Annotated in this window: 26 protein-coding genes; 16 read left to right on the forward strand and 10 right to left on the reverse strand. The window is 62.0% G+C overall.

The annotated features are described in order from the left end of the window. The first annotated feature begins 1 nt into the window (after window position 1). Window positions 2-670: a GntR family transcriptional regulator gene (locus RJ1_RS00700; protein ID WP_073357974.1), complete on the forward strand. Its 669-nt coding sequence runs from the start codon at window positions 2-4 to the stop codon at window positions 668-670. Beyond that, window positions 667-1,074, forward strand: coding sequence for a RidA family protein (locus RJ1_RS00705; RefSeq protein WP_073357975.1), 408 nt, complete (start codon window positions 667-669; stop codon window positions 1,072-1,074). Before RJ1_RS00700 ends, RJ1_RS00705 begins: the two co-directional genes overlap by 4 nt. Before the next feature lie 51 nt (window positions 1,075-1,125). Here RJ1_RS00705 and RJ1_RS00710 read toward each other — a convergent pair whose 3' ends face one another. Beyond that, window positions 1,126-1,914, reverse strand: a complete 789-nt coding sequence (locus RJ1_RS00710) for a 2-keto-4-pentenoate hydratase (RefSeq protein ID WP_073357976.1) — start codon at window positions 1,912-1,914, stop codon at window positions 1,126-1,128. Between the two features lie 47 nt (window positions 1,915-1,961). On the opposite strand from RJ1_RS00710, the gene RJ1_RS00715 reads away from it, so the two are divergent. The 4 genes from RJ1_RS00715 (at window position 1,962) to RJ1_RS00730 (ending at window position 6,635) form a co-directional block, all read left to right on the forward strand. Further along, window positions 1,962-3,080, forward strand: coding sequence for an acetamidase/formamidase family protein (locus tag RJ1_RS00715; RefSeq protein WP_073357977.1), 1,119 nt, complete (start codon window positions 1,962-1,964; stop codon window positions 3,078-3,080). Between the two features lie 78 nt (window positions 3,081-3,158). Beyond that, entirely contained in the window at window positions 3,159-4,061 is a 903-nt protein-coding gene (locus tag RJ1_RS00720; RefSeq protein WP_073357978.1) for a VOC family protein, read from the forward strand. After that, window positions 4,058-5,332: a Rieske 2Fe-2S domain-containing protein gene (locus RJ1_RS00725; protein WP_073357979.1), complete on the forward strand. Its 1,275-nt coding sequence runs from the start codon at window positions 4,058-4,060 to the stop codon at window positions 5,330-5,332. The genes RJ1_RS00720 and RJ1_RS00725 overlap by 4 nt, the downstream gene beginning before the upstream one ends. Beyond that, the gene (locus tag RJ1_RS00730; RefSeq protein ID WP_073357980.1) at window positions 5,325-6,635 is read left to right on the forward strand and encodes a zinc-binding metallopeptidase family protein; all 1,311 of its coding nucleotides are present in this window, start codon (window positions 5,325-5,327) and stop codon (window positions 6,633-6,635) included. The genes RJ1_RS00725 and RJ1_RS00730 overlap by 8 nt, the downstream gene beginning before the upstream one ends. Window positions 6,636-6,656: 21 nt before the next feature. Here RJ1_RS00730 and RJ1_RS00735 read toward each other — a convergent pair whose 3' ends face one another. Next, window positions 6,657-7,373, reverse strand: coding sequence for a TetR/AcrR family transcriptional regulator (locus tag RJ1_RS00735; protein WP_083400294.1), 717 nt, complete (start codon window positions 7,371-7,373; stop codon window positions 6,657-6,659). 189 nt (window positions 7,374-7,562) lie between these two features. On the opposite strand from RJ1_RS00735, the gene RJ1_RS00745 reads away from it, so the two are divergent. Beyond that, on the forward strand, window positions 7,563-8,828 hold the full coding sequence (locus RJ1_RS00745; protein ID WP_083400295.1) for an amidase: 1,266 nt from the start codon (window positions 7,563-7,565) through the stop codon (window positions 8,826-8,828). Further along, window positions 8,825-10,342, forward strand: coding sequence for a gamma-glutamyltransferase family protein (locus tag RJ1_RS00750; protein WP_073357984.1), 1,518 nt, complete (start codon window positions 8,825-8,827; stop codon window positions 10,340-10,342). Before RJ1_RS00745 ends, RJ1_RS00750 begins: the two co-directional genes overlap by 4 nt. An 83-nt stretch (window positions 10,343-10,425) precedes the next feature. Here RJ1_RS00750 and RJ1_RS00755 read toward each other — a convergent pair whose 3' ends face one another. Continuing rightward, window positions 10,426-11,817, reverse strand: coding sequence for an amidohydrolase family protein (locus RJ1_RS00755; RefSeq protein ID WP_073357985.1), 1,392 nt, complete (start codon window positions 11,815-11,817; stop codon window positions 10,426-10,428). Between the two features lie 1,148 nt (window positions 11,818-12,965). Between RJ1_RS00755 and RJ1_RS00760 the strand changes: the two genes are divergently transcribed. Further along, complete coding sequence (locus tag RJ1_RS00760) at window positions 12,966-13,598, forward strand: YoaK family protein (protein WP_073358114.1); 633 nt, start codon at window positions 12,966-12,968, stop codon at window positions 13,596-13,598. A 124-nt stretch (window positions 13,599-13,722) separates the two neighbouring features. On the opposite strand, the gene RJ1_RS46630 is transcribed toward RJ1_RS00760, so the two are convergent. After that, window positions 13,723-13,863, reverse strand: coding sequence for a hypothetical protein (locus RJ1_RS46630; protein WP_162850250.1), 141 nt, complete (start codon window positions 13,861-13,863; stop codon window positions 13,723-13,725). Here RJ1_RS46630 and RJ1_RS46635 point away from each other — a divergent pair. Further along, window positions 13,858-14,010, forward strand: a complete 153-nt coding sequence (locus tag RJ1_RS46635) for a hypothetical protein (RefSeq protein WP_162850251.1) — start codon at window positions 13,858-13,860, stop codon at window positions 14,008-14,010. The genes RJ1_RS46630 and RJ1_RS46635 overlap by 6 nt on opposite strands. Window positions 14,011-14,163: 153 nt before the next feature. Here RJ1_RS46635 and add read toward each other — a convergent pair whose 3' ends face one another. Further along, a complete protein-coding gene (add, locus tag RJ1_RS00765; protein ID WP_162850252.1) occupies window positions 14,164-15,384 on the reverse strand; it encodes an adenosine deaminase in 1,221 nt (406 codons plus the stop codon). On the opposite strand from add, the gene RJ1_RS00770 reads away from it, so the two are divergent. The 4 genes from RJ1_RS00770 (at window position 15,374) to RJ1_RS00785 (ending at window position 18,842) form a co-directional block, all read left to right on the forward strand. Then, window positions 15,374-15,799 carry a biotin carboxylase N-terminal domain-containing protein gene (locus RJ1_RS00770; RefSeq protein WP_073357987.1) on the forward strand — a complete coding sequence of 142 codons (426 nt, stop codon included), beginning with the start codon at window positions 15,374-15,376 and terminating at the stop codon, window positions 15,797-15,799. The genes add and RJ1_RS00770 overlap by 11 nt on opposite strands. A gap of 40 nt (window positions 15,800-15,839) precedes the next feature. Continuing rightward, window positions 15,840-16,967 (forward strand): NAD(P) transhydrogenase subunit alpha, encoded by a 1,128-nt coding sequence (locus RJ1_RS00775; RefSeq protein WP_073357988.1) that lies wholly within the window; start codon window positions 15,840-15,842, stop codon window positions 16,965-16,967. 118 nt (window positions 16,968-17,085) lie between these two features. Continuing rightward, the gene (locus tag RJ1_RS00780) at window positions 17,086-17,421 is read left to right on the forward strand and encodes an NAD(P) transhydrogenase subunit alpha part 2 (RefSeq protein WP_073357989.1); all 336 of its coding nucleotides are present in this window, start codon (window positions 17,086-17,088) and stop codon (window positions 17,419-17,421) included. Further along, window positions 17,421-18,842 (forward strand): NAD(P)(+) transhydrogenase (Re/Si-specific) subunit beta, encoded by a 1,422-nt coding sequence (locus RJ1_RS00785; protein ID WP_073357990.1) that lies wholly within the window; start codon window positions 17,421-17,423, stop codon window positions 18,840-18,842. The genes RJ1_RS00780 and RJ1_RS00785 overlap by 1 nt, the downstream gene beginning before the upstream one ends. A gap of 892 nt (window positions 18,843-19,734) precedes the next feature. On the opposite strand, the gene RJ1_RS47435 is transcribed toward RJ1_RS00785, so the two are convergent. From RJ1_RS47435 to RJ1_RS00800, 4 genes are all read right to left on the reverse strand, one after another. Next, on the reverse strand, window positions 19,735-19,860 hold the full coding sequence (locus RJ1_RS47435) for a hypothetical protein (protein WP_255284855.1): 126 nt from the start codon (window positions 19,858-19,860) through the stop codon (window positions 19,735-19,737). Window positions 19,861-19,862: 2 nt separating this feature from the next. Then, complete coding sequence (locus RJ1_RS48740) at window positions 19,863-19,997, reverse strand: hypothetical protein (RefSeq protein WP_162850253.1); 135 nt, start codon at window positions 19,995-19,997, stop codon at window positions 19,863-19,865. A 51-nt stretch (window positions 19,998-20,048) separates the two neighbouring features. Further along, a complete protein-coding gene (locus RJ1_RS00795; RefSeq protein WP_073357992.1) occupies window positions 20,049-20,237 on the reverse strand; it encodes a hypothetical protein in 189 nt (62 codons plus the stop codon). Window positions 20,238-20,490: 253 nt separating this feature from the next. Beyond that, window positions 20,491-22,131: a purine-cytosine permease family protein gene (locus tag RJ1_RS00800; RefSeq protein ID WP_073357993.1), complete on the reverse strand. Its 1,641-nt coding sequence runs from the start codon at window positions 22,129-22,131 to the stop codon at window positions 20,491-20,493. Window positions 22,132-23,308: 1,177 nt separating this feature from the next. On the opposite strand from RJ1_RS00800, the gene RJ1_RS00805 reads away from it, so the two are divergent. Next, window positions 23,309-24,052 carry a FadR/GntR family transcriptional regulator gene (locus RJ1_RS00805; RefSeq protein WP_073357994.1) on the forward strand — a complete coding sequence of 248 codons (744 nt, stop codon included), beginning with the start codon at window positions 23,309-23,311 and terminating at the stop codon, window positions 24,050-24,052. A gap of 207 nt (window positions 24,053-24,259) precedes the next feature. On the opposite strand, the gene RJ1_RS00810 is transcribed toward RJ1_RS00805, so the two are convergent. Next, on the reverse strand, window positions 24,260-24,931 hold the full coding sequence (locus RJ1_RS00810; protein WP_073357995.1) for a FadR/GntR family transcriptional regulator: 672 nt from the start codon (window positions 24,929-24,931) through the stop codon (window positions 24,260-24,262). Between the two features lie 168 nt (window positions 24,932-25,099). Between RJ1_RS00810 and RJ1_RS00815 the strand changes: the two genes are divergently transcribed. Beyond that, window positions 25,100-26,023, forward strand: a complete 924-nt coding sequence (locus tag RJ1_RS00815) for a fumarylacetoacetate hydrolase family protein (protein WP_083400297.1) — start codon at window positions 25,100-25,102, stop codon at window positions 26,021-26,023. The last annotated feature ends 812 nt before the right edge of the window (window positions 26,024-26,835 follow it).

The raw sequence follows: 26,835 nt of genomic DNA on the forward strand, positions 1-26,835 counted from the left end.
CGTGAAGTCCGCCGAAACAGCCGCAGCGACTCGCACGGCACACGAGGAAGTCATCGAATCCTTGAGGCGTCTGATCTTGTCTGGGGAGCTTGCGCCGGGGGCGCGCCTTGTCCAGACTGCGCTGGCCAAACGACTGGGAGTCTCGTCGACTCCCGTCCGTGAGGCGCTGCGCGACCTCACCGCGGAGGGGCTGGTAGATTTCGACGCCTTTCGTGGGGCGGTGGTCAATCGACCCACGCTCGATGAGCTCGAAGAAATCTACGATATGAGGGCCGCGTTGACACCGCTGTCGGTGAAGCGCTCGGTGCTCAAGTCCAGCCCTGAGGCGATCGCCGAGGCGGAGGCGATCGCGTTGAGGATGCCCGAAGCCGAGATTGGTGCCTGGATCGAGGACAACCACCGATTCCACCTGCTGCTCGAAGGGTCCGGTAAGGAATCGCGCCTGGTTCGCACGCAGCGCAACCTTGCTGACATTTCGGCGCTCTACGTCGGAGCATCGGTCTCGGAGCACTCGGACCGAGCCCGTGCGGAGAGCGATCATCTCGAATTGGTTCGCGCCTACCGTGATCGGGATTTGGATCGCGCCGTTGGGATCACACTGAGCCATTTACGAACCACATTGGAAGCAGCGCGCAGAACGTTCGCGCTCACACAGAAGGAGTCGTCATGACAGTGCACGCAATCGAAGGTCTCGGTCAGCCTGTCGGCCTGTATTCACACGCCGTAGTTGTCCCGAAAAACAAAGCGCTGCTCGCTCTTTCGGGTCAACTGAGTGTCTCTTCGGACGGCGATTCGCTACATCCGGGTGATTTCGAAGCGCAGATGGTGCAGGTCTTCGACAACCTGCGCACGGTTCTGCAAGCGGCGGGAGCGGATCTGTCCGACCTGGTCAAGATGACGACATATCTTACGGACGCCTCGCTGATCGAACCGTTTTATCAGACGCGCGCTCGTCTGTTCGCAGACTGGTTCCCCGATCAGGTGTATCCCGGAAACACGTTGCTGGTCATCTCACGCCTGGTGCGGCCGGAGTTCCTGATCGAGATCGAGGGACTCGCGGCCGTCACCGTCTGAACGCCACGCCCGCCGCCTAGCCTTCCGGGGGCATGTTGTTCAGGGAAGGCTTCACGGGGTGGTGGGTAGTTCGACCCGTCCCAGAATCGGCCCGAAATCGGCGGCGACAAGGTCGCCGGGGTTGATCGGGAAGGCTCGGGTCAGTCCTCCGGTCATCACGATGGCTCCGGCGGGTACGCGCCGGCCCTGACCTCGAACGATCTCCACCAATGCGGCCAGCGCGCGTACCGGTCCGCCCAAGGCTTCGGTGGCCGATGCGCCGGCCACGGGGGAACCGTTGATCAGGAATGCGCAGCGGATCTGTTCGAGGTCGGGGTCCTCGGATGGATCGTACGGAACCGGTTCTCCGACTACGAAACCAGCAGCCGATGCACCGTCGGAGATTACGTCCGGTAGTGAGGGGGCGTTGGTGTGGTATCTGCTGTCCAAGATCTCCATAGAGGGTGCTACGAACGAAATTGCGTCATAGAGACTTGCGACCGTCTCGGCATCGTTTCCTAGTTCGCGACGCAGGATCAGCGCTATCTCGGGTTCGACCCGAGGGACGCGAAGATTGCTGAGCGACAATGGGTGTCCGGAACGGTGCCGCATTCCCGAGGTAAGCCAGGAGAAGATCGGGCTGGTGAAGCCGACTTCGCGTTGCTTCGCCTGTGAGGTCAATCCAAGTTTCGCTCCGATGATGTGTTCACCCTCGTGGAGTCGTAGCTGCACTCCGTTCCATTGCACGTCGTACGCCCGTTTGATGTCCAGCAAGGGGTCCGACGTCGTGAGTGGGTCGATTCTCTGGCCTGTCAGGCGCGCATCGTGCAGTTGCAGAGCATGTTTCGTAGATGTACTCACTCGGTTTCTCTCTTCTCATTGCATTCGGATTTCACACGGAGGTCAAGATGTCACTGTCTACACTGCAACCGAACGAAGGGTCTCCGCTCGGAGAGCACTATTTACGTAGCGAAGTCGACAATGTGCAGTGGGGATGGCTGCCAAACGCGGTGTCGAAGCCTGTCTTCGAAATGGCTTCGGGCGCAACGATAACAGTTGATACTGTTTCGCATGAAGGGATGATGGACGATCAGGGTCGCGATCCGCAGGCCTGGTTCGCGCAGTTCGGAGTGCGGCCTGGAGAGATTCTGGCGGATGCTCGGGCGATCGCGGACGGTGTCGAGCGCCGCAACGGAGACGGGCCCCACGTGGTGACCGGTCCGATCGCGGTGACCGGTTCCCGTGCGGGTGACATTCTCAAGGTCGAAGTCCTGCACACGGCATTGCGTACTCGCTACGGTGTGATCTCGAGCAGGCACGGACTCGGCGCTCTGCCGGGAGAATTTCCGGAGACACCGCCTCGTGAGGATGGCGCAGATCGCTTTCATGCGGGCCGCTTTCACAGCTGCTTTACGTTCGTCTCCGTCGAGCAATCCGGCGGGCAGATTTGCGGTGTACTCAATCGACGCGGCTTGAACCCGGTTCGGTTTCCGCTCGATCCGCACATGGGAATCATGTCCGTGGCCTCGGACACGGATGAGCCGGTGCATTCCAACCCGCCCGGCCTGCACGGGGGGAATGTCGACGTCAAGTTGCTGGGATCCGGGTCTACGTTCTATCTGCCCGTGCAGGTCGACGGAGCGTTGTTCGCTACCGGAGACCCTCACTACTCGCAAGGAAACGGTGAGGTCGCACTGACCGCCTTCGAGGCGCCCTTGCGGACGACGTTCAGGCTTACCACCATCTCGGCCGCAGCTGCATCCGGTGTTCTGGGGGCGCTCCGGGAGCCGTTCGGTGAGAACAGCCGGCATTGGATCGTCATCGGTCTCGACCGCGATCTCTCCGGAGCCATGAAAGCAGCAGTACGCAGCGCGATCGGATTCCTCGAGACCGCCCAGGGCATGGACAGGGCCACGGCGATGGCGTACCTGAGCGCCGCGGCGGACTTCGAGATCAGCCAGGTTGTCGACGGCGTGCAAGGCGTGCACTGCTTGATCCGCAAGAGCGACTTCCGTCAACAATTCTGACCGCCGAATCTGCCAATTTACTGGCACAAAAACTCACTCTGTGTCAAAATTTGACCCTAGGTAAAAAAGGAGAAGGACATGTTGATCCAACGACTCGGTTACGCCGGACTCCTCTCGTCCGACGCAGAAGGGTGGCGCACCTTCGGGCCCGACGTACTCGGAATGCCGCTCGGTGAGGACTCGGCCGCGGGCGCGGTCCGTCTGCGTCTGGGCTCACGCCCATTCAGTCTCTCGGTCCTCCAATCGGATACCGATGGACTCGACTACCTCGGGTGGGAGGCAACCGATCGCCGCGCATTGATTGACGTCGCCGACAGGCTCAAAGGCATGGGCGTCGATATCGAGGAGCTGTCCGCCGCCGAATGCGCCGATCGCCGCGTCGACGAGGCCATCCGGTTCACCGACCCGAACGAGTACGTTCACGAGGTGTACGCGGGATCGCACGCCATCACCCGGCCCGTCGTTCCGGTCGGGCACTGCAGCGGCTTCGTCGGCATGGGCCACGCGTTCCTGCTGGTGCCCGACGCCCCGTCCACGGAAGGGTTCTTTCGCGACGCATTCGACCTCTCGGTGAGCGATCGCCTGGACTTCGGGATGGGGGAGAGCCCGTTCGAGCCGGGTCCGGCACGTGTGACGGTCAGCTTCGTGACGTCGGGTCCGCATCATCACCTGCTCGCTCTCGCACAGGGGCCGGCCGACACCGACAACCACGGTCTCGCGCACATCATGATTGAGGTACGTGAATTGGACGACCTCGGCTTCGCCTACGACCGCGCGACCGAGCGCAATTGCGTTGTCACCACCATGGGCCGCCACGTCAACGACCAGATGGTCTCGTTCTATGCGGCCGGGCCGGGGGGAACCCCCATCGAATACAGCTGGGGCGGACGCCCCGGGCCGTCCGAGCAGGAATCGATTCCTCGCTATGACAAGTCCAGCATCTGGGGACACCGACCGATCAAGGAGAGCGTGACGAAATGACCATTGACGCAACGGATGCACGCAAGAACGACGAGCGAGAGATCTACAACCTTGCGGTAGACCCGACGACCCGGCGGGAAAAGCCCTGGGAGCGTTACCTCGAGGCGGAGTTGGGTTTCCGGAATCACTGGTATCCAGCATTTTTCAGCCACGAGCTCGTGGAGGCGGACGTCAGCGACATCCACGGGGAACCGGCAGTGGCGATGAAGGCCGAAATTCTTCTCGGCGAACGAATTCTGTTTCGGCGGGTCGAGGGGAAAGTGCTCGCGGTGGAGGATCGGTGTCTGCACCGAGGCGTTGCGTTGTCGGCGCGGCCGGAGTGCTATACCGCCGACACGATCACCTGCTGGTATCACGGCTTCACCTACGCCATGGACAGCGGCGCCCTGACCTCGGTGATCACGGACCCGAAGTCGCGTCTCGTCGGCAAACTGGCCATCAAGTCCTACCCGGTCGAAGAAGCAGCCGGACTGGTTTGGGTGTACATCGGTGACGGCGACCCACACCCCCTCGCGAACGACGTTCAGCCCGGCGTCCTCGACGACGACATGGTGGTCTACCCATTCGGGTGGGCGAAGGTCGTCGACTGCAACTGGCGCACCGCCGCGGAGAACGGCTTCGATCCGGCCCATGCCTACATCCACCGCAACTCGGCATGGGTGACCGACTACAAGGTCCCCATGGTCCTCGGGGACACCGCAATCTCGAGCCGGCAAGGCATGAAGATCATGACCGAGGACGACGCCCCCAAGGGTGTGCTTCTCGAACGCGGTGGCGGAACCGCGGTGTGGTCGGCTGATGTCGCCCCCGACCTCACCGTCTCGTCTCGTTTCGATCCCAGCGACGAGGGCGTCCTCGAAGGCATGAGCCCGGACGTCAGCGTCTGGATGCCCTGCGGGCTGTGGGTGGACCCGATGCCCGAACCGGGCATGATCCACCTCGAGTGGTACGTCCCCGTCGATCGCTACCACCACCGCTACATCATCACCTGGGCCAAGCGAGTGACGAACGAGGACGAGAAGGAACAGTTCATCACCTCGACCAAGGAGAAGTGGAGCGACTACATCCCCGCGGAATTCAACGACGACGACGTCTTCGCGCGCAAGGCGATGGCCGAATTCTACGATCACGGCAACGGATGGCGGGATGAGCGTTTGTTCAGCCCTGACGTGGTCATCACGAACTGGCGCAAACTCGTGAACAAGCATGCCCGAGGCGTGCAGACCGCCGAGCATGCATGGGCCACCTACACCCCACCCACCGATGACTGAGACAACGAACACCGCTCCCGCGGCCGCCTGCTTCACGATCGCCGACCACGTGAGCCCGGACGAAGCACGCGACGTGCTCGTCCGGATGGTCGACACACCGTCACCGACGGGGCACGAGGCCCAGCTGGTCGGCGTGATCGCCGACTGGGCGCGCAGCAACGAGATCGAGTACACCGTCGACGCCGGCCCCGGTGAGGCCGCCAGCATTGTGCTGGACCTCCCGGGCACCGGCGACGGCCCTGTACTCCTCGTCTACGCGCCGCTCGACATCGCCGAAAGTGCAGATCTGGAACGAGATTCACCATGGTTCGGATCTGTCGAGACGCTCAGGGAATGGCAGACGGCACGTATCCGCGGGACGGAGGTCGGTGGGGCGGGAGCGGAGAATCCCAAAGGGTTCGTCCTCGCCGCGCTGATGGCACTGCTCGCGCTCAAACGGTCGGGGTGGACAGCTCCCGGGACCCTACGGCTGGCGTTGTGCGGAAGCGCGATGCCCACCCTCGGTGCCACGCCCGAGGAGCTGGGCTTTGGTTCCGGACTGCTCCGGCTGCTCCAGAAAGGTCTGCACGCGGACGGCGCCATCTCGTGTAAACCTGGGTGGACCGTCGCGCATGAAGAGGTCGGCCTGACCTGGTTGCGCGTCCGCTTGACCGGCCGCCAAGCCTACGTGGGATTTCGCCACAAAGCGCCCTACGACAACGCCATCACCCGCGCCGGCCGCCTCGCAGCCGAACTCGAGGAATGGTTCACCGACTACGCACGCACCGAGACCAGTGGCCTGGTTGCACCGCAAGGCATTGTCGCTGCCATCCGCGGCGGCGCGCCCGAGAAGTCGGCATTCGTCGGCGAGGTGTGCGATCTATACCTCGATGTCCGGGTGAGTCCCCGGCGAAAGCCCGCCGAGGTGGTCCGCCTCGTGAGAGCGAAACTCATCGAAGTATTGGGTCCGCCGGGACTCGATTGGCGTCTGGACGTACGCGCCACCGTTCCACCGAGCGCCACCGACGAAGCCGAGCCGATCATCGTCTCGGCACGCCGAGCATGGGAGGTCATTGAGGGCGGCCCGCACCGTCACATCGACAACACCAGCGGAGCATCGGATACGTGCATTCTGCGGCTATGGGGCATTCCGACCGCCCGCGTCGGTATGCCTCTGCGAGTTGGACTGGACAGCTGGCTGGGTCCGGACACTCTAGGCCTCAATGTTGTCGATGTCACGGACTGCCTGACGCTCTCCGAATTGATTGCACTGACCGCGATCGACAGCTGTGCGCAGGTGACTCCCGATCCCCTCGCGCGATAGCGGACCGAGCCGGCCGACGCCTTACTGGTCGGCCGCTCGGACTGCGCCCTCGAGCAGGTTCGCTATGTACCTCTCGAAGTATGTGCGATTCGCGTGCACCGCGCCGTCGACGTCGACATCGACAACCTGCGGTCGTCGACGCAGGATGGAATCGACACTCACACCGAAGAGTGCATCGACGATTTGCTCGGCCAAAAGTCGTCCGGAGCTTTCGGTCACCGTGTCGGCACCGTCGGCGTCGACGATAATTCGGTAAACATGATCGACCCAGCTCGCCATGTAGGTCCCGTGACGAGCGCTGGTACGCGGGTTCCCGCGAAACGACTCCGAGAACGACACCATCAACGAGTCGCCGCGGCCGACGAGATGTTCGACAGCGTCGATCGAACTTGCGACCAGCGCCTCGGGCAGGGGTTGCCCGTACCACTGCTCACGGGTGGCTGTGAGCCGATCCTCGTCGAAATACCCGAATGCTTCGGCAATCACCGCATCGAGAATGTCGAGCTTGGAAGGAAAATAGTAGTAGATCGCCTTGGGGGAGAGGTTGAGCCGGTCGGCGATGTCTCCAAGGCTGGTGTCGGCGTAGCCATTTGAGGTGAACAAGTGTTCGGCAGCCTCGACAATGGCCTGGATCTTGGCCCGGCGGCGACGGGTACTGGGCCGACCGGCGCCGTCACCGTGCACATTGTTCTGCGCCACCCGCTTATTCTCCATATCCGAAAGGTCAAGGTCAGCCATGCCGCTACCCTATCGTTCCACCGCGACAGAGCACAGCGACTCCCACACCGCGTCCGAAATCGCTGCCACCGCCGCGGGGCTCGGATTCACCCTCAATTGTGCCGACGGAGCCAGTGCAGCACAGCATCTGAGCGGACTGCGGTCTGCGCAGGACGCGATCACCGCCTGGTTGAACGGAGATCAGGACCGATGAGACCGAACAGCGCACCAGCGAAGTTCACGCAACCCGCAACACCAGACGTGGCGGGGTGGTTCCTCGAGACGGACTGGGACGGCGCGTTTGCCGAGCTCCGCACCGCAGGAGATAGGCCCTCCTCGCTCGCCGGAAGGCCTATCGCGATCAAAGCCAATATCGCGGTGCGAGGTTTCCGGCGCTCGGCCGGCTGTGCCGCCTACGCCGATGAACCGCCCCAGGACTGCGACGCTCCCGTGGTGGCGGCGGTCCGGTCGGCGGGCACCGCCATCGTCGGAACGACGAACATGGACGAACTTGCATACGGCTTTACCGGCCGAAATAGCCACTTCGGGTCTGTCGCCAACCCCCACGCAGCTGGGTGCATATCGGGTGGGTCGTCGAGCGGCAGCGCAGCGGCGATAGCCGGCGGCATGATCGACATCGCACTCGGCACCGACACCAACGGCTCGATACGGATCCCCTCCGCTCTGTGCGGAATATGGGGGCTTCGACCGACCTCGGGTGCGGTATCCTCGCGCGGAATGCGTTATCTCTCTACCACACTCGATACCCCGGGGCCCATGGCCGCCACAGCGCAGTTATTGCGCGAACTGGCCTCCGCAATGGGCATCGCCTCCTCCGGTCCGGTGGCCGCCGGGGATGCGGTAATCGCGGTAGTGGACGGGTTCCCCGCGGAACCTGCCACACCGGCCATGCGCGATGCCGTGTCGATCGCGGCGCGCGCGCTGGACTCGACGCGGAGGGTCCGAACTGCGTGGGCGGGTGCTGCCCGATTCGGTGCCCAGATCCTCACCGCCTCCGAGATCGCGGCCGAGACCCGCACGGCGCTGCTCGAGCGTCCCCACGACATCGGCCATGATTTGCGTGCGCGTCTGGTCGCCGCGAACGCCGCCTCGATCGATGCGACGGAAGCGTTGCAGCTCAGAGGCGTATTGATGTCACGAGTTGCTGATCTTTTCGACGGCGCGGACGTCCTGATCCTGCCGACGGTACCGACGACGGCACCGCTGTCGAGGCTGAGCACGCTCGAGATCGATGGCCAGGTGGAGGCGCTGAACCCGGCTCTCGGGCGGTGCTGCATTCCGTTCTCGTTCCTCGGCCTGCCGGCACTGTCGGTGCCCGTCGCCGAACCCGACGACCTCGGGCTACCACGCGGTGTTCAGCTCGTCGGGCGTCCGGGCGGGGACGCCCTTTTGCTCGAGTTGGCGTGCATGCTCGAATCCGCAGGTACCGCCGCGGCGCAGGTGTTGACGCGATGAGCGGCGCGGCAGTTGCGAGCCCCCATTACCTGGCGACAATGGCCGGAGCCGACGTACTTGCTGGTGGTGGTAACGCCGTCGATGCGGCCGTGGCCACTAATCTGACGTTGGCTGTCGTTACTCCCTACTTCTGCGGTGTCGGCGGAGACCTGCTGGCGATGGTGTGGGACGGGTCGGTCCACGGCTATCTCGGTGTCGGACGTTCCTCCGAGGCAGCGCACATCGATCACATCCAGGCCCTTCCGGGGCCCCGATCGCGTGTCGGCGGCCGGACTGTGACAGTTCCCGGTGCGGTCCAAGGTTGGTTTGATCTCCTCGATCGCTGGGGTACCTGGGATTTCGACGCTGTGGCCCGCACCGCGGTCGCCAACGCGCGGTCCGGGCTGAGAGTGAGCTCGGCCGCTCGGGTGCGCATCGAACGCGCGCTGGAGTCCTACCCGGCCGACAGTTCCGTGCACGAGTTCTGCGCCGAGTGGCGCGGTGACAACACCGTACGGCAGCAAGCGCTCGCCGAGTTGCTGGTATCGCTGGGCCGCTGCGGGCCGTCGCATTTCTACGACGGACCGGTCGCCGGCGAGATTGTGCACACGGTGACCGATGCCGGGGGAATCCTGACCGCTGACGACCTCGCATCGCATCGGGGAATGTGGGTGGATCCGCTGTCGTGCACGTACAGGGGACGGCAGATATTCGAACTGCCGCCGCCGACTCAAGGAACGATGGCACTCGAAGCTCTGCGGCTGGTCGAGGACGATCGTCGACGCAGTTCCGCTGAACGCTCCCATCAGTTGGTGGAGGCGATGAAATGCGCGCTGTTCGATCGAGACACCACGATCACCGATCCCGCCCGAATGACGCGTTCGGCACAGGAGCTGATCTCGGATATTCACATCGACCGGATCCGATCGGAGTTCGACCCCGACTCCGCTCGTAACCCTGGCGCAGCGGTCGTTCAGCGTGGAGGGACAGCGGCGATCTGCGCCACCGACTCATCCGGGTTGTCGATCAGTTTGCTGCAATCGAATCTGATGCCGCTCGGGTCGGGTGTCAATGTGCCCAATAGCGGGTTCGTTCTGCACAACCGCGGGGCGTCGTTCAGCTACGACCGCGACCACGTCAATGCTTGGGCCCCGAGCAAGCTTCCGATGCACACATTGGCGCCCGGCATGATCATCGACGGGAGCTCACCGAGTCTGCTCTTCGCGACCATGGGCGCCGATGCGCAACCACAGGTGCATCTACAGCTACTTACCGCACTGCTCGACGACGGAGTCAACATTGCGTCGGCGTTGGCCCGGCCCCGGTGGAGCGTGGAACCGGGAACGTGGAAGGTTCGCGTGGAAGCAGACATGGACGCCACGGTGCTGGCTGGGCTTCGAGGCCGGGGGCACGATGTGGAGATTGTCGCGCCGTACAGCGACATGATGGGTCATGCGCAGCTGATCGATCTGTCCGGCACGGCGGTGCGGGCAGCATCCGATCCACGCGCGGAAGGTCTGGCGCTGGTGTTGTAGCACGTTCGCCTTGCTCTGCTTGGGCCCCGGACTGTGTCGGTCCGGGGCCAAAGCAGTGCACGGCGGGGTCGAGTCTCGAATGCTCAGATCACCTTCCAGGTAGACAGATCGGGCAGTCCGCTCCGAGCAACGATTGCCTCTCCCGCCGTCTGCGCTCGGCGGTAGAGGGCGACTTCGTCGATCGTGGTCAGGGAGTAGTTGTCGACGACCTTCCTGCCGTCAACGAAGACTGTGTGGACTCCGCGGCCGTCCGCCGACCACACCAGCTGAGCGGCGACATTGAGAAGCGGTGTCCACTCGGGGCGCAGTCGGTCGTGCAGCACCAGGTCTGCCTTCTTACCGACCTCGATCGAACCGATCTCATGTTCGGCGTGGATCGAGCGTGCCCCACCTAGGGTGGCCATCTCGAACGCCATCTCCGAAGGGAACATGCTGGGGTCGCGACGTGCATCTTTGTAGAGGCCGGCCACCAGGTACGTCGCTCGCATCATGTCTGCGTAGTTGGAGGCATTGCAGCCGTCGATGCCGATCGAGACATTGACACCGGCTTTGACCAGTTCCGGTACTCGCCCGATCTGGGTCACCCCGACCGAACAGCGCAACGCCGCGGTAGGTGCATGGGCAACGGACGTACCGGACCGCGCGAGCAAGTCGATTTCGGCGTCTGTTACGTGCACTGCATGTGCCACTACACAATTGGGTCCCAGAACGCCGAGGCGGTCGAGATGTTCGAGTGGCCGCTCCCCGTATTGCTCGGCGAACCCGGCGGCGTCGCCCGGACCGTGCGACATATGGAAGTTGATGCCGGTTTCCCACCGTTTGGCCGCATCCGCGGCCGCCGTCCACAGTTCGTCGCTGCAGGTCGTGTGCCCGAGAACCATTGCCCAGGCCTGAATGCGCCCCCCGGCGGCATTACGGTGATCGGCGAGCGTCTTCTCGAGATTCGCGATTGCTTCAACGGTGCTCTGGCGCAGCGGCAGTGGCTCCGGCGGAAGGTCCCAGATCCATTTGCCGACGCGGCCGCGAATTCCGATTTCGACAAGCCCGTCGACGACCGCGTCCACGTACTTGATGCTCCCTGCCTCGAGGAAGCACGTCGTGCCCGACTTGAGCATTTCGGTGGCGAGAAGTTGCGCCGACAGGCGCTCTTCGTCCTCGGTGTACATACCGTACATCGGGCAGAGCCAGTCGAAGATCAGAGTGTCGAGGTCGATGTTCTCCGGTGCATACCCCTTGGTGAGGGGCTCGCCGGTCAGATGAACATGGGTGTTGACCATTCCGGGGGTGACCACGAATCGAGAGCCGTCGATCGTCTCACGCGCGTCATAGCGGGAATCAAGTTCGGCTGTCTTTCCGATGTCCACTATTCGGTCCCTGTTGATCGCGACACTCGCATCGGCGAGGACATGACGGTCGGCGTTCATCGTGACGACCATCGTGTTGTTGATCAGGGTGTCGATGTGAGCGCGCGGCATACGAGGCTCCTTGCTGGTGTGTGCGAGGCGGTTCTACGCACATGTCATGTGGTGTGGGTCGTGCGGGAGAAGTGCATCGCCGTCGGATGATCTGCGTTCCGTTGGCGTAACTCGTGTGGAGAAGTTCGGGGGTACGTAGCGTCGCGGAGCCTACGGACAGGCCGAAGGGTCTACAGATGACGATGTACCTGGAGTCGAGTGTCTGCACTGACGAGGAAATGCCAGTTGGTGTGGTCGCCACGGCCGAGCTGAGCGGCCGCCCGGATCCCGGAGTCTGCAGCGGCATCACATCGAGACGAGAGGATGTTGTTGCACCGGCAAGCAGCTCGAGAGGGGAAGTCGTTCCGTCGTCCGGTAATTGGATTCCGACCACTCCGCAAATCTCGTAGCATCCGTTGACAGCGGCATCGTCGAGCTGACAAATGTCGAATCGGTTCGCCAAGCCGCCGAGACTTCGACGGACCGAAACATCGGCCGACCGCGGCAGAGGCCGACAGGCAGATGAAACTCCAGGCAGACGGACTACTGTTGGGACTCGGGTTGCGAATCCACCCACACTCATCCGGCAGCGACGGTCGTGTGAACCCGTCCAAAGCCGGGGGACGAGTTCGTTGACGAAAGCTGAGTAGCGATCGAGCAACGTAAGATTCTATAGAATCAGTGGGATGTCGATGTCGAAGTCGAGCATCGCTAGGTTTCGTGGGGATGGATCGAATGCGGGGGAAATAGGCGCTCATCTCCCTTCCTTGCGTGCCGAACGACTGGGCTCCACGTTGAAAGTGTGACACAGATCCTATAATATGCAACTGTCGCGCTCCGTGAGCCTTGTGCGCATGGCATCGGTCTGCTGTCGACCCCACCTCCGTTTCTTCGGCGTGGAGCGGAACCTCCCGAACCCCGGCCTGGCGGATAGCCACCTCCCTCCCAATCGACCGTTTTGCCACGACACGCGCCGAAGTAACGCGTGACAACCGAAAGGTATGTACACAAACATGACTGAAGACATTCGCCCGTCGGGCGTGACAACCGTGGGCGGCGGCCGTGCCCGCGAACCAGCGGCGGGGCAGCCGCCGACGTCGAGATCCGGATCGACGGGGGCGCCCCGTGCCGACATAGCCGTTGCCGGTGACCATGCGGCGTTGGTGCTGATGATGATGTTGACCTTCGTCACCGGCGTAGTAGACGCCATCGGCTATCTCGGTCTCGATCGCGTCTTCACCGGGAATATGACCGGCAACATCGTGATCCTGGCAATGGGAGTTGCGGGTGCAGATGAACTGCCGGTGTTGGGTCCGGCGTCCGCGCTAGTCGCCTTCGCCGTCGGTGCATTCGTGACCGGCATCGCATTGCGATCGTCGAGTTCCCTTTGGACTCTTCGCGTCACGTTGGCCCTGACCACCGGCGCCTCGATCCTCTTCGCGCTCGCGGTAGTGCTCTTTGTCGTCGATGGAGCACCCTCTCCCCTCGTGCAGGTGGGCGTGGCGTCGTTGACAGCCGCGACGATGGGCGAGCAAGCGTATGTTGCCCGGTCGCTGGCAGTGAAGGACCTGACAACCGTTGTCGTGACGTCCACGCTGACATCGTTCGCCGGTGATTCGCTGGTCCGAGGTGGGCGACACGCAGTGTTCAACCGGAGAATTACAGCAATTGCAGTACTCTTCGCCGGCGCAGCTGTTGGCGCACTACTGCTGCTTTTCGGGCACATCTGGGTGCCGATGATGCTGGCAGCGGCATTGACGTTCACGGTCGCCGTGTACGGCCACCGCCGCTATCGCGGATAACGAACCGGGGCCTCGGGCCGATCTTCCGTAGATGAACACACGATTCTGTGAGAAGACATGTTGACGTGCGGAGAGGGCGTTGGAGTCGTGTTACTCCGGGCTTTCGCTGCGGTCTGAGCGTGCCTTACCCGTCGGCGGACGCGAAGTCGAAGAACCGGGGCGGTTCGGGCAGCTCAAGTGCCGCGAGGTTCCGCTTATGGCCGGCGATGACGGCCGCGCGTTGGGCCACCCGGCCGTGGTCGGTGGCAAGGATCTCCAGGTGCATACGATTGCACACGAACTCGTGACGGATGCCCATCCAGGCGTCACCGGCTTCGGTCTCGGCGACCCGGATCCGCAGCAGCGCCAGCCAGCACAGTTGTCCGCGGGCGCGGATGGGGTCCTGTCGTTGCGGACGACCGACGCAGCCTAACTAGGACGTCACGTCGCGACAGTTCGACGGCACAGGGTAGGCACATGGAACGGCGGCGGTCTCGAAGAGATCGCCGCCGCTCCATGTTCTACCGAAAAACAATTGAGGTCGCCTACAACCCGTCGACGCCGCGTCCTCGTTCCGCCAACCTTTCTACATGGCATTCAATTCCGAACCAAGGCGCGTCATTTCAGCCCGAAACTCCTTCCGAAGAACAGATTTGTCCGACTCGTCCAACCAGGCTGCATCCAACGCGGACAATCCCGCCGCATGGGTGCTGTCGATATCGAGGACACAATCACGAAAGTATTTGATGTATTCGGATCCCAGATCGGTGTGCAGCATCGTCGGGTCATCGGTGTGCACGGTCACGTTCACGCCGGCGTCGAACATCGTTTTGACCGGATTGACTGCACCGTCCGGGGTCTCGTCGATCGCAGCCCACGGCCAGAACATCTGTGCGCTAGTGAGCGCACAGGTAAATGGAATCTGCTCGTCCACTACTCTTTGGAGTACCTGAGCATCTCGCGTAACGCGGTACCCGTGATCGATTCGGTCGCATCCCAGTTCATCGAGGCACGTCAGAATGTGGCTGGCGGGTCCATCGTGGCTCGTGTGCGCCGTCCTCTTCAGCCCCGCCCGTCCTGCCGCCTGGTAGACGGTCGCGAACTTCTCCGGAGGATCCGGAAGCTCGTCGTGGTCCATGCCGATACCGATTACTTCGTCGCGGCGATGCGCGACGATCGCATCGAGCATCTCGCGAGCGACAGCGATCGACTGCTGCCGGTTGATGGACGGGATCAGTCGACCTTGCACGCCGAATTCGGCCTCAGCGCGGCGGATCCCATCCACGAGTCCATCGACGACCTCTGTGTAGGCAACACCGTCAGCCATGTGATTCGTCGGGTTGAAAAACATCTCCATATAACGCACGTTGCTGTTCTGGTATCCGTCTTCGAGTGACTCGTACGCGATACGCGAAAAGTCGTCCCGATCTCTGAGGGCGCTGCAGACGAAGGAGTGGCTGGTGAGAAATCCGATGAGATCCACGTATTCGTAGAGTGCGCCGGGGTCTCCCGCCGGAAGGGGTATCGAATTCTTGCGGGCAATTTCCACCACCGTCTGAAGCCGGACTGCTCCGGTGACGTGGTTGTGGAGTTCTACCTTGGGGATGCTCCGGAGGTATTTGTCGGCGTTCATTCGCTCTCCTGACCGTTGGGTGATCGAGGTGCTCGTTCGAGTGCTCGGACCGCCTCGAAGAGACACCGCTCCGGTCCAGACGAGCTTGACGCCGCGACGATACCAAAGAAGTAAACCAAAAGTTGAAAATTGACCAATGGTCAAATCCTGGTAGGTTAAGTCGATGTTCTCCACCGTCGCAGTGGCCAATGGCGGCGAAGTTGCCATCCGCACGTACCGTGCGGCATGCGGACTCAGGATCGAGACGGTCGCTGTTCGTCTCGGTGAAGATCGACCTTCGATCCATCAGTCGAAGGCGGAGGAGGCGCTTTGCCAGATTGGCGAGCAGGCCATCCGGTTCGGGCCCATCTTTCTCGCCACGAGATCGTCTTGGCCGGGATGGGCTCCTGCGCGGCCGCGATCGCTACCGGCTAATAGTTTCTCTCGCGGAATCCCGATCTCGTCATCCTGTGAGCCGCGGCGAATATCTCGTTCGTCGGGCCATCTGAGGAAACCCGGCGAACTCCCCGGCAAAGCCACGGCGCTCGCTGCTGCAAAGGCTACCAACATGTTCCGCCTAAGCGCGGTCAGCCGCTGCCTCTCTCGGTGAGTCGAAACGTGTGCGTTACGTACAAAAGGAAGGCAGGTAGTTGGACACATCGCAAAGAGTCGAAGGGCCGCGCGTGGGGGTTGTTCGTGAGCGGAATGACGGAGAACGACGTGTGGCATTGGTCCCGAAGATCGTGGCATCGTTGACAGGCAAGGGCGTCAATGTAGTCATTGAGTCGGGTGCCGGTCTGGGTGCGTTGATCCCCGACAAGTTGTATACCGACGCCGGCGCAACCGTCGGTGATCCGTGGTCGGCCGACGTCGTCGTCAAGGTTGCGCCGCCGTCCGATGCCGAAATCGGAAAACTGTCGACCGGTCAGACACTGATCGGATTCTGTGCCCCACATAATGCCGACAATAAGATCGAGGTGCTGAAGTCCGCGGGTGTGCGCGCCTTCGCGGTCGAGGCCATCCCGCGTATCTCTCGCGCGCAGGTGATGGACGCGTTGTCGTCGCAGGCCAGCGTTGCCGGATACAAGGCTGTATTGCTCGCGGCATCGGAGTCGACCAGGTTCTTCCCGATGCTCACGACGGCTGCCGGCACGGTGAAGCCAGCGAATGTGTTGATCCTCGGTGTCGGGGTTGCGGGCTTGCAGGCATTGGCCACTGCCAAACGTCTCGGTGGCCGACCGACCGGGTACGACGTGCGGCCGGAGGTGGCCGATCAGGTTCGTTCGGTCGGCGCCCGTTGGCTCGATCTGGGAATCGACGCAACCGGCGAAGGTGGCTACGCCCGTCAGTTGACGGCCGAGGAACGGGCTCAGCAGCAGCAGGCGTTGGAGGACGCGATCAAGGGATTCGACGTCGTCATAACTACTGCGTTGGTTCCGGGTCGGCCGGCGCCACAGTTGGTGACTGCGGCTGCGGTGGAAGGTATGAAGCCCGGGTCGGTGATCGTCGACATGGCAGGGGAGACCGGTGGCAACTGCGCGCTCACCGAACCCGGAAAGACTGTTGTCAAGCACGGCGTGACCATCGCTTCACCGCTGAACCTACCGGCGACGATGCCCGAGCACGCCAGCGAGTTGTACGCGAAGAATGTTGCGGAACTGATCGAGCTGATGCTGGTCGATGGCAAACTAGCCCCCGACTTCTCCGATCAGGTGCTCGCGGACTCATGTGTGACTTCGCGGTCAGAACTGAAAGTCGCTCCTGGAGGAAAGCATTGATAGCCACACTGGCAACAGCGGCGAGAAGGCTTGTCGCGGCGATCGTCGACTACATCGTGATGCCGTGCTCGCTCGAGTATGAGCACTGGTATACGGACGACGAGACGGAGGATTGAGCATGTATACCGAATTGCTCGCGAATATTGCAATCCTCGTTCTGTCCGGGTTCGTGGGATTCGCCGTAATCTCGAAGGTACCCAACACCCTGCACACCCCGTTGATGTCGGGAACCAACGCGATCCACGGGATCGTAGTTTTGGGTGCGCTGGTGACATTAGGGCGGGTGGAGAACCCCTCGGTGCTGATCCAACTTATTTTGTTCATTGCGGTGATCTTCGGAACTCTCAACGTTATAGGTGGGTTCGTGGTGACCGACCGGATGCTGGGCATGTTCAAGCCCGATCGGGCGACTGCTACGGCGCGCGCCAAGCATTCTGAGAAAGGCGAAGTCTGATGGACAACTTCATAATCGTGCTCTACATCGTCGCGTTCGCGATGTTCATTTACGGTCTGATGGGTTTGACAGGGCCGAAGACCGCTGTACGCGGCAATCAGATCGCTGCTGTAGGTATGGCGATCGCAGTGATTGCGACCTTGCTTTCGGTGCTGCACACCCAAAACTGGATCCTCATCGCGGCCGGCCTACTGGCCGGTGTGCTGCTTGGTATTCCGCCGGCGCGCCACACCAAGATGACGGCGATGCCGCAATTGGTGGCGTTGTTCAACGGCGTCGGTGGTGGCACTGTCGCGTTGATCGCGTGGGCCGAATTCCTCGACACCAGCGGCTTCTCGAACTTCAAACATGGTGAGGAACCGACGGTGCACATCATCGTCGGTTCACTGTTCGCCGCGGTCATCGGGTCGATCTCGTTCTGGGGATCGCTGGTCGCGTACGGCAAGCTGCAAGAGATCCTGCCCGGGTCCCCGATTACTCTGGGCCGCGCCCAGCAACCGGTCAACGCCCTGCTGTTGATCGGTGCTGCCGTCTCTGCGGTCGTGATCGGCATGGGTGCTTCCGGTGAAGGAGTGTCGCCGTGGTGGATAGTTGCTGTCCTCGTCCTGGCGGGCGTGCTGGGGTTGATGGTGGTGTTGCCGATCGGCGGCGCCGACATGCCCGTTGTGATCTCCCTGCTCAACGCGCTCACTGGATTGTCCGCGGCTGCTGCCGGGTTGGCATTGAATAATCAAGCGATGATCGTGGCGGGAATGATCGTCGGCGCGTCGGGCACGATCCTGACGAATTTGATGGCGAAGGCGATGAACCGGTCCATTCCGGCGATCGTGGCCGGTGGGTTCGGCGGTACGGGTGTCGCTGCCGCAGACCATACTGGTGAGCACAAGAGCGCGAAGGCGACCAACGCTGCGGATGCGGCGATTCAGATGGCGTACGCAAATCAGGTGATCGTCGTCCCTGGCTATGGGATGGCTGTGGCGCAGGCGCAGCACGCTGTCAAGGAAATGGCGACTCTGTTGGAAGCCAACGGTGTCGAGGTCAAGTACGCGATCCACCCGGTCGCCGGACGTATGCCGGGGCATATGAACGTGCTGCTCGCCGAGGCCGAAGTCTCCTATGACGCGCTTCGGGAGATGGACGACATCAATGGGGAGTTCTCCCGCACCGATGTGGTGTTGGTGATCGGTGCCAACGATGTCACGAACCCCGCCGCACGCACCGACCCCAGCAGCCCGATTCATGGGATGCCGATCCTGAATGTGGACCAGGCCAAGTCAGTCATCGTGCTCAAACGGTCGATGAACTCCGGTTTCGCAGGGATCGACAACCCCCTGTTCTACGCCGATCACACCTCCATGCTGTTCGGTGACGCCAAGAAATCTGTCGGTGCCGTTACAGAAGAACTCAAAGTACTGTCGTGAACGAGTCCGGCGTTGCACAAGAAGGTTGACATTAAGGGTGAGAGTGACTGGCACTCCACGTATTTCCTCGCTGCGGCGAGGTTCCCCAACTTCCAAGACTTCCGCAGTCCCGATCAGATGTGTGAATTCCGTGAACTCTCCTAAGAATCCCCAATGGCGAAAGCGGCGTCGTGCCGCTTGGATCGACACCAACCGCAGTCGCAATCATCCTGATCCCGAGGCGGAGCGCCTCATCGAGTTCGCCATGATGTGGGCACCATTCGGTGGCGCTACCGGCGAGGAGATCCTTGTGCACTTCGGAATGACAACGTGCCGGTTCGTCGAACGATTGTGGCAGGTCGTCCCCGAATCTCACTGTCGTCGAGACGAGGTACGCAGTTTGGCGCGCGCATACCCGCACCATGGCCGAACCGGCGGCCAGCCGGCGGCTGACGGTCCGACAGGTCCCACGAACCGGCGAAGAAACCAGAGTAGTCGAACTTCAACAGGAAGAAACGTGGAACAGCCATCACGACAATGACATTCTCGAGCTTGCGCTTCTCCGGGAGCCGCTGGGAAGCGCAGACTCCGGAAGACGTTGCTGCCGCCTCCTCAATCGATATCGGGGAGGGCAAGCACCGGCTCCGAGGTGCTGTTTCGGTTTTGAGCTTGTCCGACTTCAGGAAGGCATCACCTCTCCCGAACGCTTCTCTTGCTGTTCGCAAATGCAACACTTGGTTGAGACCCCGCAAGAGCACGTCTTAGGACGTGACCGGGTCTTCTTGCGGCTCGCGAGCACTTGACCGTCAAACTACTTCCCGCCGCCGCACTAGGCGGTCGCTCTCTGTGTGCCAAGCCGATCTGGTTTCCGCACTTCGGCATCCAGATCCCGCGCAGCGCGGTGACCGTGGCGCTAATCCGGGTGGTGGTCAGGCCCGTGTGCGGTCGCCGCGGTGACCCCGACGGCCCAGTCCGCGTCCATCCTGTGCTGCACGAAGTCACCGGCCCACAATCCGAGGATGTCGGGTTCGCCGTTCACGCTCACACCGATCGCGACGTAATCGGCCGGTTTGTGACCTGTCTGTCGCGGGTGTTGACGCGTATCGCGTCGCTGAACACCACCGGGTAGACCTCATCGAGGCCCGGTTCTTCCACTCGATCATCTCGGCGATCCACCTTGACGGTGATCCGGGCGATTGTGTCCCTCGAATATGTTCCCCGTACCCGTCAGTGAACTGGGTTCGCCGATCTCCGGTAGTCAGTGCCAACGCACTGTGTCAGTGGCTCGGTGACCTCGATCTCGACCGGCCGGATCTCGCTGAGCACCGTCTTAGTGCGGGTGCCGTTGCGTGAGTTTCCGCTATCGCGGCCGGCCGAAATCGTGTGTCCGTAGCCGAGATGCTCGGTGATCTGCATCAAGTGCGGTTTCGAGCACGTTCTTCGTCATCCGGTGGAGCAGTGAGCTCGATGCCCTGTTCGTTCGCTCGCGCCACGAGCTTCTCGGGCAACTGCTGCTGATTACTTCGTTCGCCATGGGGCCAATGTTGCTGTCATGGTATGTCTTTCCCGCCAAGCACGCTGCTCGGCGGGAAAGGCCAACGCGGATCCACCATCAATCCCAGTCCCGAAGGATCAGTTACATCAGAGACGCACCACTAGATTGGTACATTCAACGAGCCTGATCGCTATGGGCGTGTGGTTGGTCAAGGGTTTGCTCCGATGCTGGTTGGGTGTGTTCCTCGATGCACGCACGTCGATAGCTTCGACTTAATCCGGCGCAGGCGGCGCAAATTGCGGGGCTCCCTGTTGTGCTGGGATCTCGGTCCATCTCGACTGCGATATAGCTGTGGTCACAGACGTGGCATTTGACGCGTGTTTCCCAGATATCGGCCACTTCGTCTCGTGGGTCGTGACTACGTTGAAGGAGTATGTTTTTGGACTGCAGTTTGAAGACGGTGGCGTAGGCGGCGGCTGCTAGAACAAAGGTGACGGGGGTGGACCAGGTCGCTCCGATGCTGCCGCCATATTGGTACAGCACGATGCCGAGTATTGAACTGGCGAACCAGATCCATGCGCCGGCGCCGAAGTTTGCGAGGCGGCCCGGCCTGAATTCGGGCAGTCCATGTCCGTCGCCGGATGGGCTGAGGTAGATGTGCACGAGCGTCATGCTGGCCCAGGCGGCGATGAATGCTCCCTGCCACGCCAATGCGACCAGGAGGTAGCTGAGCACGTCGGTGAGCATGAACAGATAGGTGATGCCACCACAGATCAGGACGGCGATCACTCGGGGAAGTTCGGTGCGAAATACTCTCGTCCAGAGCGCTTCGATGTTGGTGGAAGCTACGTAGAAGTTTGCTGTGTTGATTCGCGCCTGCGTGACCCATACCAGTAGCAGACCCCAAGTGCCGAGGAGCCCGACGATAGTGTCGACGACTGCTGTGTCGGAAATTTGTCCTGACAGTCCGGCCGCGTAGGCGATGAAGATCCCGATGAGCCCGTTGGCGATGTAGACGAAGAAGTAGAAGACGGGACCGAAGATACCAATACCATTGATTCTGGCGTCGTTGGGTTTTCCGAACCGCGCGAAGTCCATGGTGAACATCATGAACACCAGGGAACCGAGGTAGACGAAGAAGGCGTAGAGCCAGCCGGGAGCGGAGAGATCGACGGATGTTTGCGGTGCATGGCTGAGCCAACCTGATGTGTCGCCTTGCCTGGCTGCAAGGACGACCACAATGATGAGGCCAATCCAGTAGACGGGAAGAAGGGCAGCGTTGTACTTGTCCATCCAGCGACGTATTCCGCCCATGATGAGTGGCAGGCTCATCACAACGGCGATGGCGTTCCACACTCTGATATCGAGAACGCCGATGTAGCCGTAGAACGCGTGAGCGATCACTGAGCTCTCGAAGACTGCGTAGTAGATCGACGTGGCTGCAAGAATCAGCGGGGCCACGATCGAACCGGTGACCCCGAAGAGCCGCTGAGAGATCAAGGCCACGGTCAGTCCGGTCTTGGCCGCATAGCGGGAGACGATCGATCCGAACAGCCCGAAGACGGCAACGGCGAGAGCGCCGCCAATCAGCGTGTTCGCCGTACCGACCACCGCGGCTAGCGTGGCGGCTGTGACCAGGTAGAACATCCCGCTGACGAGCGAGTACCAGGACATGGACAGGGATTTCTTACTACTGCGCCATGAGAGCGGAACAACGTGAGTGGTGTAGTCCTCGGTTGCAGCCTTCTTCACGACTCGCGGATCGTCGGAAAGGCTCACTTCCAGTGGCGCCAGGTTGGGGCCTGTTTCGAGCATGGCGATTCCTTCCAAGCAGTTCCTGGGTGGAGCGGCGCGGCGCACAAATTTGTTCGTACGGCTCTGCCCGATGGTGACGATGAGGCTTGGTTGGAAGGGAACCGTTCGGCGTTGTCCCTCAAAGGGGAGGCTAGGCCTCCCTGATGAGCTACGTCAAGGGATGAAGCGAAGACTCTACTCGGCTGTAAAAGGAAGGCGCGGATCGCAATTTGGCACCGGAGTGGAAATTGGCGCCAGATTTTGCGGTGTTCGTTGCGGTTGGTTTCTTCCTCGGCCGGCAACGAAATACGTCGTCTGTTCATGAAGGCCACTGGCGACGATCGGGACCTGAGACTTCGGCGTCGACGTCGATGCCTAGCTCGACCAGTTCTGCCATCCGACGTGGTGGACACTCCGATCGGTACCCACTGCGAAGTTGTCGGTTCGTTGCCGGCATTCGAACGTGGCACGCCGTTGCTCGCGGCGGCCGGGTGATCAGACCGGAAGCTCTTGCTGCTCTGCAGTTATCAGCATCGAAGCAAGGGATCCTCTCTGTAGCTGGGACGGTGTCTTCCCTTCGACGGGTTGACTCAAATCAAGTGGCATGGAACACTTTCCCAACTTGGTTGGACCATCAAACAAATGTCTCCCCGCCGTCGGCGCGGCGGGGAGTTCGGAGATGACGAACGACTATGAGAATCGCGCGAGGAAGTTCGGAGTGAGGACCGCTGCCTACTGCATGTCCCGCAACTGCAACGCCAATACCGGCGGGACTTGGAGCCACGGTGCGTGGCCGGCAACGTGCTCGACCTCGGGCACCAGAATCGCACTAGACAGCGGGCGCTGGCGATGGGGAGTCACCCTCGTGATTGACCAGGTCCGGATCGGAGTTCTAATGCGCTGATTTGCTGGGGCGCACGAAGGTATGCGCGCGACTCGCGTGATCGAGTGCGTGCCAGCATCATCTTGGTCTGCTTCGCGACTTCCACACGTGACTGCACTGCTTCGTTCGTAGTCCGAATTCGCCAGTTTTCAGGGCGGTTGCGGTGCGAATACGGCCTCGGGCGGGTGCTTGCTCGTCGGAGCGACAGGTCACGTGGCTGGCCGTTGCTTCGCGAACTGGGTGGCCATTTGGAATCGACGATCGGCCCGGTCGAACTGGTACGTTGGTTGGACCACAATCTCGCCGGAGGGCCACATGACATCTTGGAGCAGCCTTTCTATTTCGAGCGGTTCGCGAGCTGAACTCCTGAGCGAGCGATTGATCCGGATGATCGTCGACGGCGAGATCAAGTCGGGACAAAAGCTACCCAACGAGCGCGAACTAGCCGAAAGTGCGGGTATTTCCAGGACGTCCGTTCGAGAAGCCCTGCGTGACCTCGAGTTGCGAGGGCTGATCAGCCGGAAGCCCGGTAGAGGAACCATCGTGGAGGAGCATGCCCGCCCCGAGTTGGACGCTGGAATGCTCGGGATGATGGATTCGTCCTTGCGCATGCTCAGAGAAGTAATGGATCTGCGGGCGGTGATCGAGCCGCCCATCGCAGAACGGGCAGCTGGTCGTGCGCGTGATGGTGAACTCTCTGCGCTCCTCAAACCACTCGAACTTGCCGAATATGAGCTACAACACGAAGTTCCGTCGATCGAACTTCTGGTTCGACTCGACGTGGAATTCCACATTGGAATATCGAAACTGACTCATAACCCCATGCTGTCCCGCTTATTGGAAGTCGCCCACGAATGGATGGCGCCGTCGAGAGAGGCTGGCCTGCAGACCACGACGAGGATCGAGCAATCTGTGGCTGCCCATCGACGGATCTACAATGCGATCCGTAGCCATGACGCGGAAGGCGCCCGCGCCGCGATGACCCAACACATTCAAGAGGTCGTTCACAACATCGGCATTGACCAGTGGGCTCCTTCGCGCGACGAACAAAAGGCATGACACTTCATCGTCACCCGCTCGCCATCGGCTCAGAGATCGGCCCGTGTATGTGTCCCGCGGTTGCCAACCCGCACATATCGGTCGGACCGCGCGTCGCTTACCGGCACGCTCACCACACGGACGCGCCGCGGAAGCAACGAGGCTCCGTCGATCGAGCTCCCCGGCGGCCGCCTCACCCTGCCCTCTGGACAAACTTCGCCCTACATATCAGGCGTTGTCCCCCAGCAGGGTCGTGCGGACGTGCCGCAGATGCGCCCGCATCGCGGTGCGGGCGCTGTCCGGGTCCCGGTCGGCGATGGCTTCGACGATGTCCTCGTGCTCGCCGCAGTATTCGCGGTGCAGCTCGGGGTTGAAGGTGCGCTTCTTCAGGCCACCCCAGATCGGTTGCTGACGGCTGTCGAAGAGGAGTTGGCTGACTCCGATCAAGACGATGTTGTGGGTGGCGAGCGCGAAACTGTGGTGCAGCGCGGTGTCCCACCTCTCGAACTCTTCCGAGGAACGGGCGCCGTCGCCGCCGCGCAGGCAGCGGCGCATTTCCTCGATGTCGTCCCCGGTCGCGGCCGCGACAGCGAGTGGGAGCAGTTCCGGTTCGATAACCAGGCGTGAGCTCATGATTTCGCTGGGGCTGGGATGGTTCGCCGACTCCGGGTCGGCGGTCTCCCGCGGGGCCAGGAAAGTGCCCCGGCCGACGTAGCGCACCACGGTTCCCCGGTGTTCGAGGTCTTCGAGGACGGACCGGATCACGGCACGGCTGACACCGGCGTCGGCGGCCAGTTGCCGCTCGGTCGGCAGCTTGTCCCCCGGGCCCAACTGCCGCTCGGCGACGAGGGCTTCGATGTGCCGCAGAGCGGCCGCCGTAGGTCCCACAGCCAGGGTCACAACAACTCCTCTCGACGAACCAAGTCGAACCAATTGCGATCGTATTGATGCTTAGATTCTGTTGTACTCCAAGTTAATCGGCTATTGACGATTGAGGTCCACTCAGCCTAGCGTACCCATTGTAAACCGTATGGCGGTTTGGTTCACATTGGTTCATCAGGAGGTTTCATGCGCTTCGCGCGGATTCAAGGTAAGAACGGCGCGGTCGTCTGCGCCGTGGACGCGAACGGAGCTGCACTGCCCGTGCAGTTCGGTGACACCGGTGCCCCAGTGCGCGAGCTGCAGGAGATCATCGCCGGCGGCCGGGCCGCACTCGGCCGGCTGAGCACCAGCACCCCCGCCGAGGGTGGCAAGCTCCTGGCCCCGATCATCCCGCACCGCAACGTGTTCTGCGTCGGCCGGAACTACTCCGAGCACGCCGCCGAGTTCGCCAAGAGCGGGTTCGACGCGACCGGCTCCGCGGACGGCCAGCACGTGCCCCAGTACCCGGTGGTCTTCACCAAGCCCGCCGCCACGGTCATCGCCTCCGGCGACCCGGTCGACCCGCACACCGACATCACCTCGGCCCTGGACTACGAGGGCGAGATCGGCATCATCATCGGCAAGCGTGCCTCCAAGGTCAGCCGCGACGACGCAATGGACTACGTGTGGGGCTACACCCTCATCAACGACGTCACCGCACGTGACCTGCAGCGCGACCACAAGCAGTGGTTCATCGGCAAGTCCCTCGACACCTTCTGCCCGCTCGGCCCGTGGGCGGTCACCGCGGACGAGATCGACATCAACGACCTGCAGCTGCAGACCCGCGTCAACGGTGAACTGCGGCAGGACACCAACACCGCCCAGCTCATCTTCGATGTGCCCACCATCATCGAGACGCTCTCGGCGGGCATCACCCTCGAACCCGGTGACGTAATCGCCACCGGCACCCCGGTCGGCGTCGGTATCGGCTTCGACCCGCCGAAGTACCTGGTCGAGGGCGACGAGGTGATCGTCTCCGCCCCCGGGCTGGGCGAACTGCGCAACACCATCGGGGTCGATAGGGGACACCTCGCATCGGTGGGAACGCCGGCATGGGCGCAAACCTGGTGAGAAAACCCTTACCATGACTGCGGGATGCCACCTGCTTGGTCCGGAGAGGTGAACATGCCTCCGCGAGACAGTCGGGGCATCGTCTACCGCGCACATCTCTCGGACGAAGATGGCCTCGACGTGCTCAAGATAACGAAGGACCGCATCGTCACCGGGACTGAATTGGTTCGTGGCCACTTTGAACGATGCCGCAGACTTGCCCCGAAACCCGCGAATTAGACTGCACCATATATGGTCTGAACAAGAGTAAGAACGTGGCATCTGGGGTTACGCCCGATGGAACTACGGCTGCGCGTTGGCCTGGCACCCACCCCCCGGGACCTCGATCACTTCGTGGAGCTGCTCGAGGTCTGCCCTTTGAAACACGGCTCTTGGGCAGCGTTTTCGGAGGTCAGATCATTCGGACCCGACAACTCGGGCATGTCAAGGCCGGGTACTACGCGGATTTGGTCTTGATCGATGGTGACCGCTCGGGACGCCACCATCCTTCGGGGCCGATAAACGATTCCCGGGATCCATGAAGAGCATTGTGTTCCATACGGATCAGGGTCCGAAGTCGTTCGCATGGCCACCCGAACTCAGTGAGATCCAACGCAGCACCCACCCCTAAGGAATTCGCTGAACACAATGGGCCGGCGGTATGGAGTATTGCGTACTCGTACTCGTACTCGTACTCGTACCGTCGTTCGGTCGGTTCGGTCGGTCGTGGCCGACCCGCCTCCGAACTATCCGCACCCACCGGCACCACCATCGCAGATTCCCCGCGCCCACCGGACGACCGCCATCGGGCTCCACGCTCGGAGGAGACCACC

Origin of the sequence: Rhodococcus jostii NBRC 16295 (assembly GCF_001894825.1) — a bacterium.
Taxonomy (GTDB): domain Bacteria; phylum Actinomycetota; class Actinomycetes; order Mycobacteriales; family Mycobacteriaceae; genus Rhodococcus_F; species Rhodococcus_F jostii.